This is a genomic window from Microbacterium sp. CH-015 (assembly GCF_049707015.1).
GTDB lineage: Bacteria > Actinomycetota > Actinomycetes > Actinomycetales > Microbacteriaceae > Microbacterium > Microbacterium aurum.
This window is the reverse complement of the sequence record NZ_JBNAFJ010000001.1, coordinates 150,178-167,331: the sequence shown is the minus strand read 5'-3', so window position 1 is coordinate 167,331 and position 17,154 is coordinate 150,178. Positions and strand designations below refer to the sequence as shown.

The window sequence follows — 17,154 nt, the reverse complement described above, 5'->3', positions numbered from 1 at the left end:
CCGGGGCACGGAAGGAAGCGGGCTTCGTGATGACGATGGCCGTGGACATGGCTTCCTCCAGGAGTCGATGAGCGGGGACCGCCGCGCCGGTGACGACACGACAGCCCTTCAGCCTAGACCTGGGAGATCGCTGGACGCAAGACGAAGATTCAGCCGGTCGGGCGGCCGAGACCTGCGCGCTCGGCGTCGGCCTGCTGCGCGGCGACCGTCGACGTGGTGGCCGGATCGACGAGCGCGAAGGTGTCGACGACGGTATCCGCTTCAGCCTCGGCCTCCGCTTCCGCCTCCAGGCGGTAGGCGGTGAGGCCGCCGCCCTGGTCGCGCACCATGCCGCTCGGCCACACACCGGCTTGCGCACCTGCCACGCCGACGCGATACGAATCGCCTGCGGGCTCGCGATCACGGCGCCGTCACCGCCGTTGCATCGACGGCGGCACTCCACTGCGCGATGCCGGGCAGGAGCATCGGCCCCGGTCCGTTGCGCGCAGCCACGCCGGTCACGTCGCGGTCGGCGAGCGTCACCACCGGGTTCATCGCGAGCGGCCGTGTGACGGCGGCGCGGACGATCGTGGCTTCGATCTGGGCGAGCAGGTCGCGGGAGTCGTACACGTCCACCGTGTGGGCGTACTGCGCGATGAGGGTGTCGCGCTCGGCATCCGCCTGCAATGTGAGCGCCGTGGTGCTCGCGCTCCCCCACTGCTCGGCGATCTGCGCCGGGCTCTGCGGGATCGGAACGCGGGCGAGGGCGGCGACCCAGCCTCCCTGCGCGAGGGCGGCGTCGATGTCGTCGGCGCCGCAGTCGGTCACCGTCCATCCCGCCTCGGCCGCGGCGTCGCGCAGTGCCGCGAACGCCCCGGCGGCGAAGGGGCTCGCCCGGTCGTACAGCACGCACACCGTCGCGCCGGCCGGGACACCGGCGGCCTCGCGGTCCAGCACGGCGTCATCGGCCGGCGTGCCGAGGGCGGCGGCGAACCCGGAGTCTTCCGCGACGACGTCGAACGCGCGGGAGCCCGGCATCGCCAGCATGGAGGTCGTCTTGGCGTATGCCGCCGCCCACGGCCCCGCGCCACGGTCAACCATGTCACCCACCGGCGCGAGGCGGAGGAACGCCGCGCGCGCCGCCGCATCGGTCAGCACGCCCGCGGGGCGCAGCAGCAGGCTCCACACCGTGCCGTCATGCGTCGTCGCCACCGTCCCATCGCGGCGCTCCAGCTGGTGGATCGGTGCGTCGTTGGCGGCCGTGGGCGCCACCTGCACGACGTCAAGACGAGCACCCACCTCGGCCACCGCGTCGGCACCGGCCGGCACCAGATCGACGCGGGCGACCTGCGCCGCCGCACCGCCGCGATAGGCGGCGTTGGGCACGAGCGTCACGCTCTGCCCGGTCGCATCCCGGGTCACGTCGACCACCCGGTACGGGCCGCTGGAGAGCAGCAGGTCGGCGGAGGGATCGTCGTCCTCGCCCCACGCGAAGCCCTCATCCCACGCCTCGCCGATCTTCGCGAGGGCGGTGGCGTCGTCGTCCTCGATCGCCCGGACCACCGCCTGCTTGGCCTCCATCGCGTCGTCGAGTCCGAACGCGAGGCGCCCGACGATGTGCGCCGGAACCTGCGCCGTCACGGCGGTCTGCCACAGCATCGTCGGTGCGGCGAAGCGCACCACGATCGCGCGGCCGAACTCGTCGAGTTCCGGCACGCCGGCCATCTCCGGCTCGAGGCTCGCCTGCGCACCGGCATCCGTCGCTTCGGCCTCCGCACCGGCATCCGCGTCATCGGCCGGCAGGATGCCGGCCGCCCAGGCCCAGCCGAGGAGGAGATCGGCGGCGTCCACCGGGGTGCCATCCGACCAGGACGGCTCGGCGAGGTCGTACCGGACGATGAACGGATCGTCGCCGCTGATCGTCACTGCACCGAAGCTCGGGTCGGGGACGAACTCGCCGTCGACCATCGCGCCGAAGCCGGCACGCGTCGCCGCGGCGAGCTCGAGATTCGCCGGTGTCGGCGAGGCGAGCGGGTTGCTGGAGGTGACCTCGCCCGTGACACCCACGACGGCGTGCGTCCCGGGCACCACCGACTCCGGCAGCGCCGGAGCGCACGCGGCGAGCGTCACGGCGACCAGCGCGACCGCGGTGGCCGCGACGCGGCGACGGAGCCCCATCGTGCCGGTCAGCGGAGGTCGGTGTCGTCGTCGAGTTCAGCGGCCATCTGCCGGTACGGCTCGCTCTCCTCGCTCTCGAGCCAGGCGCGGGCGTACTCGACGAGAACCGCGGGCGACTCCTCGGCTTCCTGCGCGCTGCCGAACGGGCCGAGGCAGTCCTCGGAGGGGCGCACGTCGTCACGCACCACCGATTGGGTGCTGAGGTTGTACCAGTAGCTCTGCGAGGGGGTCATCGGCTGCGCGCTCCGTCCGTCGGAATGATCCTAATCGTCACTTGTGACGACGAAGGGTCGTGGGGCGATCCTGCGATCCCCCCACGACCCTGCGTCGTTGGTGCGGCTCAGCCGCCGGCGAGCTCCGCGTCCGTGTCACGGATGCGGTCCGCCATCCGGTCCAGAGCCTGCGCCATGTCGTTGACAGCCTCCGCAGCGTCATCGAGCGACGTCGTCAGCTCCGAATACGCGGTCGAGAACGCCTCCGACGCGTTCTCCGTCTTGAAACCGTCCTGCACAAGGTCATCGATGATGCCCTGCAGCTCCTTCAGCGTGTCGGTCACCGTCTGGCGACCGTCGCGCAGACGCTGCGCCGCGCTCTCCATCTCGCTGTACGTTGCACCGAAATCGTGTGCCATGAACCCGCCTCCCAGCGTGTCGTCCTACGTCGTCCGGAGTCCGAACGACCCCGCGCGATCGATGCTAGCGAACCGGTCCCGCGCCACCCATGGGGAGAACTACCCATCCGCTGCCGCGCGGCGGGCGCGAAGTCGCGCCATCGCCTCACGAGCCCGCGCCGTCTGCCGCAGCTTCTCGAGTACGTGCTCGAGCGCGTCCGAGCGATTCTCGAACTCACGAACCGTCGAAGAGATGCGACCTCCCCGCTCGTTGGCGAGGAAGACGGTCCACCCGCTTCCCTCGCGCTGCAGCACGACGGCCTCATTGCGCAGGACGCCGTGACCTTCCAGCACCGGCTGGTCAAGGCCCTCCTCGCGCACGATCGTCATCAACGCGTCGGCATCCATCAAAGACCTCCCAGCGGCGCACAGCATCAGCTCACTCGGGCCACATCATCCCCGCGACGCCGGGTCGTTGGTGCGGCTCAGCCGCCGGCGAGCTCCGCGTCCGTGTCACGGATGCGGTCCGCCATCCGATCCAGAGCCTGCGCCATGTCGTTGACAGCCTCCGCGGCGTCATCGAGCGACGTCGTCAGCTCCGAGTACGCGGTCGAGAACGCCTCCGACGCGTTCTCCGTCTTGAAACCGTCCTGCACCAGGTCATCGATGATGCCCTGCAGCTCCTTCAGCGTGTCGGTCACCGTCTGGCGACCGTCGCGCAGACGCTGCGCCGCGCTCTCCATCTCGCTGTACGTTGCACCGAAATCGTGTGCCATGAACCCGCCTCCCAGCGTGTCGTCCTACGTCGTCCGGAGTCCGAACGACCCCGCGCGATCGATGCTAGCGAACCGGTCCCGCGCCACCCATGGGGAGAACTACCCATGCGTCGCGGGGGTGCCGGCCGGCGCCGTGGCGCGCGCCGCCGCGCGCGTCGACGGCGCCTCGGCCTGCACGTCCTGCACGTCGGCGACGAACGGCATCTGCATCGTGACGGCCTTGCCGGCCTGCACGAAGATTCCGCGCCCGACCGGGAAGTCGCTCCGCTTGACCCGTCCGAACGGCGTCTTGAAGATCGCCTCGCCGTCGTACGTGTCGGGCTTGAGCACGATGCCCTGACGGGCCGACTTCCATTCACCGAGCACGCCGATGCTGCCGCTGGCGCGCGTGATCTCCGCCTCGCCGACGAGCAGATGCTCGCTGTCGTTCATCGCCTGCAGCAGCGCGCGCATCGGGCGGTCGGCGACGCCGTCGGCCAGGTGCGGCATGTCCTCGATGACGATCATGATGCGCCCGCCCGGAGACTCGCTGACCACGAGCTCGGCAAGCTCCGTCGCGAGGTCCCGCTCATCCTCGGGCCGGGTCGCGCTGCGCACCCACGGCCGGAAGTCCTTGAGCTCCGACCGACGGCTGCCGAAGTGGTACAGGCGCACGCCCGGATCGAACCGCTCCATCGCGACGACGAGCGCCTTCAGCGCGTTCGTGCGTCCCGACGCCGGCGGACCCGACACGACGAACGATCCGATCGGCTCGAAGCCGCGGGCCGCGAGGGTGTCGTCGGCGACGCCGAACACCGGCATCCCCTCCACGCTCGCCGGCATCTCGTTCGCCGGGACCAGCGTCGGCAGCGCGCCGATCTCGGGCAGGTCGCGCACCCCCTGCTCGCGCAGCCGGGCACCGAGAGCGCCGAGCACCTTCGTCTGCTCGACGGCGTTGGAGGTCCCGCCGAGGACCGCGATCTGCGCCTCGTGACCGTCGATGACCGCCCGGCCGGGCACGGACTGCTCGTCGAGCACGTCGCGCGGCACGCCCAGCAGCATGTACTGCGAAGGGTCGCCCATGCGCAGCACCACCTTGCGCGAAACGTTGGCCGCGACGGCGCTCGGCACCGCGTTTCCGCGGTCGGCCGTGATGACGGTGTGCACGCCGAGCGTGCGCCCCTCCCCGAGGATGCGCATGAAGGTGCGATACGACGGACCGCGACCGGGCGCGACCTCCCAGTCCTTCTTGAAGTCGGGGTAGTTGTCGATCAGCAGCAGGATGCGGGGCAGCGCGGCATCGGCGAGCTCACGGTACTCCTGGATCGAGGCGGCGCTGACCGCGGCGAACGCCGCCGCCCGACGGTCCATCTCACCGTCGAGCGTGCGCAGCAGGCGCTGGATGCGCTCCACATCGCCACCGTCGACGACCGAGCCGACGTGGGGCAGCGCGGCGAGCGCGCCGAGCGCGCCGGTGGCGAAGTCGAGGCAGTACACGTTGACGCGGCCGCGCTCGGGACGCAGGCCTGCGGCGGCGCCGATCGTCTTCAGGAGCGTGGACTTGCCCGAGCCGCTCGTCCCGTAGATGACGAGCGAGCCGTCCCGGTCGGGGACGAACACCGCGGCCTCCTGCTGCTGCTTCTCCGGCACGTCCATGAGCGCGATCGGGATGCGGGTGTCGCCCTCGTTCGGCAGATCCTGTACATCCACGAGGGGCGACAGGTCATCGAGCCAGGGGCGTCGCGGGCGCGGGAGGCCTGCGACCTCGCTCGCGCGCAGGAGCGTCGACACGATGCGCTTCTGATCGGTGGGACCGAGATCTTCGGCGTGCGCGTCCGACTCGGCGGGCCGGTCCGGCTCCCACTCGGGGGCGGCACCGAAACGCAGCTCGGCGACGCGCACCTCCGCGACGGCCGCGTCGTCGCTCGTCGTCCAGCCGCCGGTGTAGGCCGACTGGAAGGGCACGAGGCGCCCCGGACCCGTCTTGGCGATCGCACGCCCGGGGACGCTCGCGGGGAAGGTCGCCGCGATCGGGTCGTCGACGACGTCGCGGGAGTCGGCCTCATCGGCCATGCGCAGCGCGATGCGCAGATTGGTGTTGGCGCGCAGGTTGTCCTTGATGACGCCGGCGGGACGCTGCGTCGCCATGATGAGGTGGATGCCGAGGGAGCGGCCGCGCTGCGCGATGTCGACGACGCCGTCGACGAACTCCGGCATCTCCGACGCAAGGGCGGCGAACTCGTCGATCACGAGCACGAGCGAGGGCGGGCACTCCGGGTCCTGGCGCTTCTCCAGCTCCAGCAGGTCCTTGGCCTTCTTGCGGTTGAGCAGGTGCTCGCGGTGCTGCAGTTCGGCTCGGAGACTCGTCAGGGCTCGGCGCACGAGGTGCGGGTTGAGGTCGGTGACCAGACCCACCGTGTGCGGCAGGTCGACGCAGTCCGCGAACGCAGAACCGCCCTTGTAGTCGACGAACAGGAAGGTGACCCGGTCGGGGCTGTGCGCGGCAGCCATGCCGAGCACCCACGCCTGCAGGAACTCGCTCTTGCCCGAGCCGGTGGTGCCGCCGACGAGCGCGTGGGGCCCTTGCGCGCGCAGGTCGAGCACCATGGCGTCGCTCACGCCCTGACCGGTGATGGCGCGCAGCCCGCCCGCCTTCTTCAGACGCGGGCGCGGTGCGGTGGAGCGGTCGACGATCGTGTTGTTCTGGCGCCACCGTTCGATCACGACGGCGGGGTCCTCCGCGATCGCCGGGTCGATCAGCTGCAGCAGGTTCACCGAGCCCGGGATGTCGGACGCGTCGTGGACGACGGTGCTGGCATCCACGACCGGCGCCAGGCGCCGGGCGAACATCTGCATGTACGCGTGGGAGACGCCCTCGACCTTCACATGATCGTAGGCGGCGCCGCTGCGGACGAGGCCGACGCGTGCATCGTCGAGGTCGGTGGTGAGCTCGATGTAGCTGCGGCACACGGCGGGGAGGGATTCGACGGCGTGGGAGACGAAGACCGCGTGCACACCGTGGTCGGCGCCGCGCTCGAGCACGTCGGTGAGACGCCCCCGGTCGACGGGCGCGTCGCCCGTGATGAACACGACGACCGAGACCGGGGGCGTCCGGCCCCGGTCTTCCGCCGCGCGAGCGACGTCGGTGCCGTACTGAAGCGGGTTCCACTCGTCCTTGAACGGACCGCGCGGCTCGCCGCTGCCGCCGCCCGCGGCACGCTGCACGTAGTCCTCGAGGGAGTTCAGCAGCGCGGCACCGGTGGGCGCCGAGTCGGCCAGCGGCATGGTCTGGAAAGGGCTGCGCTCACTGGTGGTGTGCGGCAGCCACTTGAGCCAGTCCAGTTCACTCGTCCACGTGGAGTCGGCGAAAGCGACAGCGACGACGTCATTGGGGGCATGGAGCCCGAACAGCTGCACCGCGATCCCGCGCATGGCGTCGGACACGAGGGCGCGCGGCCCGGCGATGCCGATCGAGCCGGCGGCGGGCAGCGTCTCGAACACCGGCACGTCGTCGACGAACGCGTAGCGTTCGCGCAGCCGGTCGACGCGGTCGATGAACTCCGGCAGGCCGTCCGGGGCCTCGGCGTCGTCGATCGCGTTACGCGCCGGCAGGCGGCAGGTCCCGAGCCGCAGGCCGAGGAAGTTCCAGTGCTCGGGGCGCCGGGTCCACAGCATGGGGCCGAGGCGCATGGCCTGGTCGAAGACCTCGGCGACGGGTGGTGCCTCCGCGTTGCGCGCGCGTTCCTCCTCGGGCTTGCCGTGGAAGAAGTCCTCCTCGAGCTGCTCGAACTGCCGCTCGAACAGCAGGAACTCGTGGTTCTGGCTCTTCTTGCTCTGCACCGACTGGTTGACGAGGTTGAACAGCGCCATCATCGGCGTCATCACGATGAGCAGCAGCGAGCGCGGGTTGCCGTTCAGCGCGAACAGCGCCGCCCCCATGAGGATCGGGGCGATGAGGATGGGCCAGGGGAAGACCTTGCCGATCTTCTCGGTGGGCAGCCGCGGCGGCTTGAATTTGGTGCCGGGGTAGCGCACCTCCACGCGGGGGCTGCGGTTGAACAGCAGTCCGCCGCCGCGCTCGATGATCGGGTCTTCCTCGCCCGAGCCGTCCCATGCCCGGGTCAGGTAGAGGACGAGCGTGGTTCCGCCGATCACGAACGGCGTGCCGTCCTCGATGCGCACGCGCTGCATCTGCACGCCGTCCACGAGCACGCCGTTGGCGGAGTTGAGGTCGACGACCTCGACGTACGCGCCGACCTCGAGCCGGGCGTGGCGCTTGGAGACCATCGGGTCGGCCAGCACGATGTCGTTGCCCTCGTCGCGCCCGAGCGAGACGTGGCCCGCCGACAGCGGGAACTCCTGCCCGGCGAGCGGCCCCGCCGTCGCGCGCAGCACGCCGACGACCTCGCGTCGGTCGGCGGCGACGTACCCGGCGCCCACCTCGACGATGGATGCCGCGAACCCCGAGCCGATGGGCGCCTCGCCGATCGCGACGTCGGGGTGCAGCGGCACCATGCGCGCGTCGGTCGGCGGCGCGACCGCGAGAGTCAGCGCGCTGCCCTCCGCGAAGGCGAGGGTGCGCGTCGGGTCGGACTCGGCGATGTGGCGCGCCACGTCTCCGGCCGTCGCGGTGGAGTCGGTCGTGACGACGATGTCGACCGGATCGCCCTCACCGCGATGCAGGGTCAGCTTCAGTCTCACGAGACTCCTCCGATGCACTCGTCGGTCATGTCGGCGTCGCTCATGTCTGCCTCGCTCATGTCTGCAGCGGCGCGATCTGCACCACGTCGGCGGTGCGGTCGCCGAGACGGATCGCGTCGCCCTCGGCGACCGTCGCCGATCCGCCGGAGGCGAGCTCGGTCTCGATGCCGCCGCGGATCACCCCGCAGCCGTTGGTGGAGCGGCGATCGATGATCTCCAGACCCCCCGCGACGGGCTGGACGAGCGCGTGCGTCTTCGACAGCGTGCGGGTGGTGTCGGTGAGGGGAACGGCCCGGGCGCCCGGGTGCGCGGCGGCGTCGGGATCGCGGCCGAGCAGGATCGGCGCCGTCACGGGGATCGTCTCCCCGGTATCGAGCCTGAGTGCAAGCCCGCCCATCCGGCCGCGGCGCCGGGGACCGGGGGCCTCGGAGACGGCCACCGCCGGGGCAGACGTCGCCACCGCCGGGGCAGACGTCGCCACCGCCGGGGCAGACGTCGCCACCGCCGGGGCCGGCGTCGCCACGGCCGGAGCGGCGGGCGTCGCCGCGGGCGACGGGGTCGCCGGGTTCACCGGAGCGGATGCCGGTGCCGCGGCCGCCGCGGGCGCCGGCATCGCCGGGGCTTCGGGAGAGCGCGGCACTCCGACGACGCCCGCGCTGATGCGGCTGCCGGGGCGGTATTCCGGCTGCGCAACGGGGTCGCGCGGCGTCGCGAGGGACGGGAGTTCGACGCGCTCGGGGGCCGGCTCCGCCTTGACCGTCTTGCGTGCGACGCGCATGCGCTTCTCGTCATACGGGTTCAGGCCGTGGCGCACGTCGACGAGCCAGACCTTGCCGATACGGTCGTGCCAGCCACGGCCACGCCGCTCGAGGTCGAACGTGGGCGACAGCAGCACGAGCGCGGGGCCGACCGCCGGAAGGATCCCGGATGCCGCCACGATGATGTACCGCAGGAGCACCGCCCAGACGCCGGGGCGCTCCAGGGTCATCACATTGACGCTGCGGATGCCGGTGATCGCCTTGCCGATGGTGATCCCCTTGAGCCCATGCAGCATCCACTGCACGACGACGTAGACGAGGGAGAGCGCAACGGAGACGGCGGCCATGATGACGGCCAGCACGAAATCGGGATGGTTGACGAACCCGTACGGCGAGATGGCTCCTGTCGCGAGCTTGAGCAGCAGGGGGACCGCCCCGAGCCACAGCGGCAGCTGGGGGATCAGCCAGATCGCGATGTCGATCGCGAAGGCGAGCGCGCGCCTGCCGAACGGTGCCGGCACGAGGCCGAGGGCGGCGGCGTACGCGGGGTCGGGCCGGCCCTGCGCGTCCAGACCGTCGACGACCCGCGTCTCATGCTCGATCTCCCAGATCATGCCCCGGTGTCTCGCGGTCGCTCGCCGGGCACGAAGTAGCGGGCCGGCGACAGGCCGGTCCGCACGACCGCATCCCCCGCGGCATCCAGGAACTCGGCCATCGTCGCGACGCTGAGCTGGCCGGACGGGTCGGCGATGATGACGTTGTCCACGACGGGGAGCAGCGTCGCGGTGCCCTTCGGCCAGGCGGCGAAGGTGACGGTGACGCCGTCGTCGAGCACGCGGATCTTCGGGTCGGCGATATGCACGTCGGGGCGCTGCAGCGCGACCGTCTGCGCTTCATACGCGCGAACGCTGAACAGGCGCAGCACGCGCTCGAACCGCGGGCGGAGCGACGGGACGCGCTCGCGCCAGTCGAAGGGCGCCCAGGCATCGTCCTGCAGGACGATCGGGTGGGCGCTGACCAGCGGGCCGCCGGCGTCGTAGAGCTCTTCGGCGAGGTCCAGCGCGCGGCTGAGCGCGGCCTCGTCGTCGGCGCCGACGAGGACGACACGATCCCGCGCGAGGGCGAGGACCACGGGCGCACCGGACAGCTGACGGCCCGTCAGTCGGGCGGGCTCTAGGAGGATCGCCGCGGCATCCGCTTCGTCGGTGATGACGGTCGCGCCTTCGGCGGCGTCGGGCAGTGCCGTGGCGGCTCCCAGCGCGGCGAGCAGCGCCTCGCGGAACGGCTGTGGCCACGCGTCGGTCTGGCCCTCGGTCACAGCTGTGGCTGCACCATCCCGGGGTTCGTCGAGACCGATGAACAGCTCCCCGCCGCCGTACTCGACACGCGGGTGCGCCGGTCCCGGCGCCGTCACCGACAGCACACCCAGCTGGCTCGCGCCATAGATGCGCGGCACCAGCGCCACCCCGATGCCGCCGATCGTGTCGGTCATCCGTTCCGCCCCTCGTCTTGCGTTCGCTTCAGATTATCCGGTCCCGCCGCACCGCCCCCCGGCGACCTCGACGGCGTCGGCCCACGACCAGGCGAGGTCCATCGGGGGGAACCGCTTCGGCGCCCGACGCTCCGATACCCAGCCGATCGGCACGACGTGCAGAGCCATCGCGCGCACCGGCGCCGGGATTGGGTCACCAGAGACGACCAGCACCAGCGCCGCGTCCTTCGATCCCCACCAGTCCGCGCGGCGCGCTCCCGTGCTCACCAGTTCCCGCAGATACGCGCTCCACAGATCCGGGTCCTCGAGGTCAGGAATGATCGGAACGCCGTGCGCGTACTCCGCCCACGCTCGAATGCTCGACCAGAGTTCGCTGCCCCGTCGCGACAGTTCGCCGTCGACGGGCTGGCCTTCGGTGAGCGGATTCCACATCAGCGGGATGATCCACGCATCACCGCGCGCCAGTAACGGCACGCCGTCGAGCAGCCGGCTCCTCGACGGGTCTGCCTGCACGTCCGGATCGACCAGCTGCAGATCAGCCTCTTCGATGATCCTCCCGCCGGATGCGACCAAGGTGTCCCCGCTGAACGACACGACGGCGCCCTCGAGCACCGCATCCGGGGTGAGGGCTGAGTAACGACGTGCGCCGGCGTGATGATTCATCAGCATGGCCGAGCCTCGCGTCGCTTTCTCATCGCCAGTTGTAGGTGAACATCCAGTAGAGGGCTTCGAGCGCTGCCGCCGATAGCTCCGGATGACGCTCTGCCATGACGGCCTGCGCCTCGCGCCCGCCCTCCGAGAGCGACCGCGTCGTCCAGTCCACCGGCACGGCGAGGCACTCAGCAACGAGCGCCTTCACCGTCGCCAACAGGTCAGGACGGCCCACGGCGCCCGCCAGCGTCGCGACGGCATCCTCATCGGTGCGCGGGAAGGAGGACCTGCCCTTGCCCAGATAGGCGATGACCGCCTCGCTCAGTCCTTCATCCACCACAGCGTCTCCCTCGCTCATTCCGGCCAGATCACAGACTCAGCCAGAGTGTCCGGATCCACCCGGATCACCCGGGTGACGTCGTCGTTCGCCTTCAGCCTGTCCAGCTCCGTCCACCAGACGGCATCCGGTCGCAGATTGTCGCCCAATACTGCGCGCACCTCGCCCGAAGCGCCAGCCGCGTAGGCCTCCGACGCACGGGTCCAGGTGTCGACGACAGCCGGGTTGTCGGCATCCCACTCCGGCATCTCGATCCCACGCGAATCGATGAGCATCTCCAGCGTGGTCGCATTGTTGCTGCTAGCGATACGGCCCGCGATCTCCTCGCCATTGCGCGGGTACATGCCAGACCAGTAATAGGCCCCATCGCGCGGGGTACGAAAGTCGGCGGGGTTGATCGTGCCGTCCGCGTGGAATCCAGGACGACCTGACGGTTGCGCGATCTGCGGTGTACGCGTCTCGGCCGCGTCGAGGTCGTTCACCCGCCCCGTCGTCCGGTTCTGGCGCTGCCCGTGCCGACGGAACATGTCTGAGAGCTGGCGGACGTGCACCGGCATGTCGTCCAGCGCGTTCTTGAGCGGTCGGATGACCGCACTGCCGATCCCCACTGTCAGTCACCTCCGATGTTGAGGCTGGCGAGGTCGGACATGAGGCGCTCGGTCAGCGACTCGACGTCGGCGGCGTGCTGCTCCATCTCGCCCTGGGCCTGCTCCAGCGCCTGCAGGTCGGCGTAGAACTCGTCGGGATCCCCCGCGACAGCCTCCACGATCGGCGACTCCAGCGCCGCCATGATGACGCCCGGCAGCTGCTCCGTCAGCGGCTCGATCACCATCGGAAGCACCTGGTTCAGCGCCTGCTCCACCGCGATGTCGACGGCAGCGTTCAGCAGCCGTTTCTTGATGATCAGCATCGGCCCGGCGCCGACCGCGGTCACCGGATTGGTGAGCATCGCGACGAGCGCGATCATGGTGGTCGTCACATCGACGATGACCTTGATCTTCAGCGCGAGCACCGCGCCGGCGGCGACCTCGATCCCCGCCGGCACCGGGCCGAGCAGGTCGAGCAGCTTCTGCAGGTTCTGCGAGCGGTTCGTGTTCCAGGCGCTCACATACGCGGGCCCGGCCTGCCCCTGCAGCGCCGCCGCGAGGTCGCCGTTGACCTTGCGATCCATGGCCTGCAGCTTGCTCTCGAGGTCGTCGCGGAACGTTCCGACCATGTGCCCGCCGCGGCGCAGCTCGTCCTCGTCGATGTCGGGCCACTCGAATCCGAGTTTCTCCATCACCCAGATGAGTTCATTCGGCAGCATCATTCCCACGGTGCCCACCTCCCTGCGAAGACCCTACTCGACCGCGGCGGAGGCCCTCGATGGGGAGAACTCCCCATCGCGCGGTGCCGGCGTCAGCCGGCTGCCGCCTCGCGGGTCAGCAGCGCGCGCTTGACATCGAGCCCCCACGCGAACCCACCGAGCGCCCCACCGGTGCGCAGCACCCGGTGGCACGGCACGAACAGAGCGGGCGCGTTGCGGGCGCAGATGGATGCGGCGGCTCGCACGGCGGCGGGGCTTCCCAGGGCGGCGGCGAACTCCGCATAGGTGAGCGGTGCGCCCGGCGCGATCCTGCGAAGCGCCGCCCACCCGGCGCGCTGCAGCGCCGTGCCGGTCTGCACCACCTCGACATCGTCGATCGCTGCCAGATCGCCGTCGTAGTACGCCCGCGCGGCGGCCGCGGCATCCGCCTGGCCCTCGCGCACCTCCGCGGGCGGTGACGCGAGCCGGGCGAGAATCGCGGCGGGGTCGGCGGTCCACCCGCTCGCCAGCACGCGCTGCCGGTCATCGGCGAGGATCGTGAAGGCGCCGTCGGGCGTGTCGATGGTCTGGATCGTGGCGGTCATGTCGTCTCCCGGCGTTGCGGTTTCAGGGTGGGTGTGCTCGCGCGCCAGAGGTGCGCGGTCAGGTAGCTGCGCCACGGCGCGGTGCGGGCGGCCCACTCGGCGAAGCCGCGCGGGTCGGCGGGGATGCCCGCCGCTGCAGCACCGGCGCGGACGGCGACATCGCCGGGCAGAGTGATGTCGGGGTCGCCGAGCACCCGCATCCGCACGTAATCCGCCGTCCACGGCCCGATGCCGGGCATCGCCAGCAGCGCCGCCCGCTGGGACGGGCCGTCGTCCCCGCTCGTGAGCGTCAGCGTCCCGTCGGCGAGTGCCGCGGCGGCGCCGGTGACGGCGCGGATGCGGGCGGCAGGCCCGCGCAGCACCTCGGCACCGCGCTCCGCGATCGCCGCCATCGTGGGGAACAGCCGGTCGAGCCCGTCGTGGCCCTCGATCCGCTCCCCCAGCGCGTCGGTCAGCGCCGTCAGCGCCGTCGTCGCGGCCGCGACGGTGATCTGCTGGCCGATCATCGCGCGGATGAGCATCTCGTGCGGGTCGGCGGCGCCGGGCACGCGGATGCCGGGCACGCGCGCCACGAGCGGCGCGATCTCGGCGTGGGTCGACAGCGCGGCATCCACCGCGATCGGGTCGGCGTCGAGATCGAACAGGCGGCGGGCGCGGGCGACGAGCACCGGCAGGTCACGCAGGTGCGCCAGGCGGGCGCGCAGCCGGACGCGCCCGGCGGCGTCGACGCGCAGCTCGAACCACGCCGGCCCACCGGGCAGGCGCAGGGTGCGGGCGAAACCGCCGGCCGTGGTCTTCTCCGCGCCCGCGACGGCGCGGGCCGCCATCCAGGCGAAGAGCCCCTGGGCGTCGAGGGGACCGCGGTGCGGCAGCACCAGATCGATCGCGCCGAGCGCGGCCCCATCGGCTCCGGCGCTCGCCGCCGAGGGGCGTCGCGCGCGCAGCGCGAGCGGGGTCATGCCGAACACCTCGCGGATGGTGTCGTTGAACTGGCGGACGCTCGCGAATCCCGCCGAGAAGGCGACGTCGGCGGCCGGCAGATCGGTCGCGACGAGCAGCATCCGCGCGGTGTGAGCGCGCTGGGCACGGGCGAGGGCGAGGGGCCCCGCGCCGAGCTCGGCCGTCAGCAGCCGCGTGAGGTGGCGCGACGAGTAGCCGAGCCGGGTGGCAAGGCCGGGCACGCCCTCGCGTTCGACCACCCCGTCGGCGATGAGCCGCATCGCCCGGCCGGCGACGTCACCGCGGAGGTTCCACTCCGGTGACCCCGGCGCCGCCTCAGGCAGGCAGCGCTTGCACGCGCGGTAACCCGCCTCATGCGCGGCCGCCGAGGTCGGGTAGAACGTGACGTTCGCGGGTTTCGGGGTGCGCGCGGGGCAGCTCGGCCGGCAGTAGATGCCGGTCGAGCGCACCGCCGTGACGAACTGGCCGTCGAACCGCGCGTCGCGCGCGTCGATCGCGCGGTAGCGCTCGTCGAAGGTCATCGCGGCGGTGGACATGCCTCCAGCCTGCCACCCGCCGCGACCTGGCGCTCGCGGTTTTCGGACACGACGGTGACGCGTCCGAGGCGACGCGCGTCAGTGGAAGAAGTGGCGCTCGCCGGTGAAGAACATCGTGACGCCCGCCGCACGCGCCGCGTCGATGACCTCCTGGTCGCGCACCGATCCACCGGGCTGCACGATGGTGCGGATGCCGGCGTCGATGAGCACCTGCGGGCCGTCCGCGAACGGGAAGAACGCGTCGGATGCTGCGACGGATCCGGCGGCACGATCCCCCGCCCGCTCGACGGCCAGGCGGCACGAGTCGACGCGGTTGACCTGGCCCATGCCGATGCCGACGGTCGCCGACCCCTGCGCGAGGACGATCGCGTTGCTCTTGACGGCACGGCAGGCCTTCCACGCGAACGCAAGGTTCGACTTCGCGTCGTCGGCGGGCATCTCACCGGCGACGAGCTCCCACCCGTCGACGAGCGACTCGATCTCAGCCGGGAAGCGATCGGCATCCTGCAGCAGCAGCCCGCCCGACAGCAGCCGTACGTCCATGGGCTCCTGGCGCCAGTCGGCGGGCAGGCGCAGCACGCGCAGATTCTTCTTGAGCTTGAAGACCTCGAGCGCCTCGGGCTCGAAGTCGGGGGCGACGATGACCTCGGTGAAGATGTCGCGGAGGTTCTCGGCCATCTTCAGCGTGACGGTGCGGTTGGCGGCGATGACGCCGCCGAACGCCGACACGGGGTCGCACTCGTGCGCACGCAGGTGGGCCGAGGCGATGGGGTCGAGCGCGTTCGGAGCGGCGATCGCGATGCCGCACGGGTTCGCGTGCTTGATGATCGCGACGGCCGGCTTGACCATGTCGAAAGCCGCCCGCAGCGCGGCATCGGCGTCGACGTAGTTGTTGTACGACATCTCCTTGCCCTGCAGCTGCTCGGCCTGCGCGATGCCGTGACCGCCGACGCGGGTGTAGATGGCGGCGCGCTGGTGCGAGTTCTCGCCGTAGCGCAGCGTCGAGAGGCGTTCGGCGCGGATCGTCAGGTGCTGCGGCAGATCCTCGCCCGCGAGCGTCTGCTCGGCGAACCACGTGGCCACGGCGCGGTCGTATTCGGCGGTGTGCGCGAAGGCGCGCGCGGCGAGGTCGCGGCGCTGCGCGAGCGACGTGCCGCCCTGGCCCACGGCCTCGATGATCGCGGGGTACGACGAGGGCGAGACCACGATGGCGACGTTGGCGAAGTTCTTCGCCGATGCCCGGACCATCGCGGGGCCGCCGATGTCGATCTGCTCCACGACGGCGTCGCCGGTCGCGCCCGAGGCGACGGTCTCCACGAACGGGTACAGGTTCACCACGACGAGCTGGAACGGCTCGATGCCGAGGTCGGCCAGCTGGGTCTCGTGGTCCTCCAGTCGAAGGTCCGCGAGCAGCCCCGCGTGCACGCTCGGGTGCAGCGTCTTCACGCGGCCGCCGAGCGATTCGGGGAAGCCGGTGATCTCGGAGACGTCCGAGACGGCGATGCCGGCCTCGCGCAGCAGCGCCGCCGAGCCGCCCGTCGAGACGATCTCCACATCCGCGGCCTGCAGCGCCTGCGCCAGGGGCAGCAGGTCGGTCTTGTCGCTGACCGAGACGAGTGCGCGGCGGACGGGCACGACGTCGCGGGGACGGTAGAGGGTGGGATCGACGGCAGGACCGGCCATGCGGGACTCCAGGTTCGGGTTGGGGCTCAGTGAGGTTCGGGGGCGGGGAGCGCGAGGTCGCCCGCGGCAATGGCGCGGACCACCTCGATGAGCAGGCGCCGCTCGACGGGCTTGATGCGCTCGTGCAGCGTGTGCTCGGTGTCGCCGGGTAGCACCGGCACGCGCTCCTGCGCCAGGATCGGGCCGGAGTCCACACCGTTGTCCACCACGATGACGCTCGCGCCGGTCTCGGCGACGCCGGCGGCGAGGGCGTCGCGGACGCCGTGCGCTCCGGGGAACTCCGGCAGGTACGCGGGGTGGGTGTTGATCAGGTGGGGCGCCCAGGCGTCGACGACGGATGCCGGCAGCAGCCGCATCAGGCCGCTCAGCACGACCAGGTCCGGACTCCACACCTCGAGCTGGGCCTGCAGTTCGCGACCCCACTCCTCGCGGGTCTCGAACTCGCGGAACGGAACGAGGAAGGTGGGGATGCCGAAGGCCTCCGCGTGGGCGAAGCCGTCGGCCTGCCGGTCGGCGCCGACGACGACGACCCGTGCGGGGAATCCGGGGTCGGCGGCGGCCTCGAGAAGGGCCCGGAGATTGGAGCCGGTGCCCGAGATGAGAACGGCGACCCTCAGCACCCGG

General features: G+C 71.6%; 17 protein-coding genes. All 17 read right to left on the bottom strand.

Annotation, left to right across the window (positions count from 1 at the left end; genetic code table 11):
- Positions 1-149: 149 nt before the first annotated feature.
- On the bottom strand, positions 150-365 hold the full coding sequence (locus tag ACPYN4_RS00785) for a hypothetical protein (protein WP_281652131.1): 216 nt from the start codon (positions 363-365) through the stop codon (positions 150-152).
- A gap of 34 nt (positions 366-399) precedes the next feature.
- Positions 400-2,157 (bottom strand): ABC transporter substrate-binding protein, encoded by a 1,758-nt coding sequence (locus ACPYN4_RS00780; protein ID WP_424445349.1) that lies wholly within the window; start codon positions 2,155-2,157, stop codon positions 400-402.
- 8 nt (positions 2,158-2,165) lie between these two features.
- A complete protein-coding gene (locus tag ACPYN4_RS00775) occupies positions 2,166-2,390 on the bottom strand; it encodes a hypothetical protein (RefSeq protein WP_076691523.1) in 225 nt (74 codons plus the stop codon).
- Positions 2,391-2,497: 107 nt separating this feature from the next.
- Complete coding sequence (locus ACPYN4_RS00770; RefSeq protein WP_232321638.1) at positions 2,498-2,788, bottom strand: WXG100 family type VII secretion target; 291 nt, start codon at positions 2,786-2,788, stop codon at positions 2,498-2,500.
- Positions 2,789-2,887: 99 nt separating this feature from the next.
- Complete coding sequence (locus ACPYN4_RS00765; protein WP_076691524.1) at positions 2,888-3,175, bottom strand: hypothetical protein; 288 nt, start codon at positions 3,173-3,175, stop codon at positions 2,888-2,890.
- A gap of 77 nt (positions 3,176-3,252) precedes the next feature.
- The gene (locus ACPYN4_RS00760; protein WP_232321638.1) at positions 3,253-3,543 is read right to left on the bottom strand and encodes a WXG100 family type VII secretion target; all 291 of its coding nucleotides are present in this window, start codon (positions 3,541-3,543) and stop codon (positions 3,253-3,255) included.
- A 99-nt stretch (positions 3,544-3,642) separates the two neighbouring features.
- Entirely contained in the window at positions 3,643-8,223 is a 4,581-nt protein-coding gene (locus tag ACPYN4_RS00755) for an FtsK/SpoIIIE domain-containing protein (protein ID WP_424445348.1), read from the bottom strand.
- A gap of 55 nt (positions 8,224-8,278) precedes the next feature.
- Positions 8,279-9,595: an RDD family protein gene (locus tag ACPYN4_RS00750; RefSeq protein WP_424445347.1), complete on the bottom strand. Its 1,317-nt coding sequence runs from the start codon at positions 9,593-9,595 to the stop codon at positions 8,279-8,281.
- The gene (locus tag ACPYN4_RS00745) at positions 9,592-10,473 is read right to left on the bottom strand and encodes a hypothetical protein (protein ID WP_424445346.1); all 882 of its coding nucleotides are present in this window, start codon (positions 10,471-10,473) and stop codon (positions 9,592-9,594) included. Before ACPYN4_RS00745 ends, ACPYN4_RS00750 begins: the two co-directional genes overlap by 4 nt.
- A gap of 33 nt (positions 10,474-10,506) precedes the next feature.
- Entirely contained in the window at positions 10,507-11,085 is a 579-nt protein-coding gene (locus ACPYN4_RS00740) for a hypothetical protein (RefSeq protein ID WP_315549444.1), read from the bottom strand.
- A 79-nt stretch (positions 11,086-11,164) separates the two neighbouring features.
- Entirely contained in the window at positions 11,165-11,482 is a 318-nt protein-coding gene (locus ACPYN4_RS00735) for a hypothetical protein (protein ID WP_281652136.1), read from the bottom strand.
- A complete protein-coding gene (locus ACPYN4_RS00730; RefSeq protein ID WP_239279820.1) occupies positions 11,479-12,069 on the bottom strand; it encodes an esterase FrsA in 591 nt (196 codons plus the stop codon). Before ACPYN4_RS00730 ends, ACPYN4_RS00735 begins: the two co-directional genes overlap by 4 nt.
- Positions 12,070-12,071: 2 nt before the next feature.
- A complete protein-coding gene (locus ACPYN4_RS00725; protein ID WP_424445345.1) occupies positions 12,072-12,767 on the bottom strand; it encodes a hypothetical protein in 696 nt (231 codons plus the stop codon).
- 92 nt (positions 12,768-12,859) lie between these two features.
- The gene (locus ACPYN4_RS00720; RefSeq protein WP_239279822.1) at positions 12,860-13,351 is read right to left on the bottom strand and encodes a methylated-DNA--[protein]-cysteine S-methyltransferase; all 492 of its coding nucleotides are present in this window, start codon (positions 13,349-13,351) and stop codon (positions 12,860-12,862) included.
- A complete protein-coding gene (locus ACPYN4_RS00715) occupies positions 13,348-14,847 on the bottom strand; it encodes a DNA-3-methyladenine glycosylase 2 family protein (protein WP_239279823.1) in 1,500 nt (499 codons plus the stop codon). The genes ACPYN4_RS00720 and ACPYN4_RS00715 overlap by 4 nt, the downstream gene beginning before the upstream one ends.
- A gap of 78 nt (positions 14,848-14,925) precedes the next feature.
- Positions 14,926-16,530: a bifunctional phosphoribosylaminoimidazolecarboxamide formyltransferase/IMP cyclohydrolase gene (purH, locus tag ACPYN4_RS00710; protein WP_281652139.1), complete on the bottom strand. Its 1,605-nt coding sequence runs from the start codon at positions 16,528-16,530 to the stop codon at positions 14,926-14,928.
- 26 nt (positions 16,531-16,556) lie between these two features.
- Entirely contained in the window at positions 16,557-17,150 is a 594-nt protein-coding gene (purN, locus tag ACPYN4_RS00705) for a phosphoribosylglycinamide formyltransferase (RefSeq protein WP_281652140.1), read from the bottom strand.
- Between the last annotated feature and the right edge of the window lie 4 nt (positions 17,151-17,154).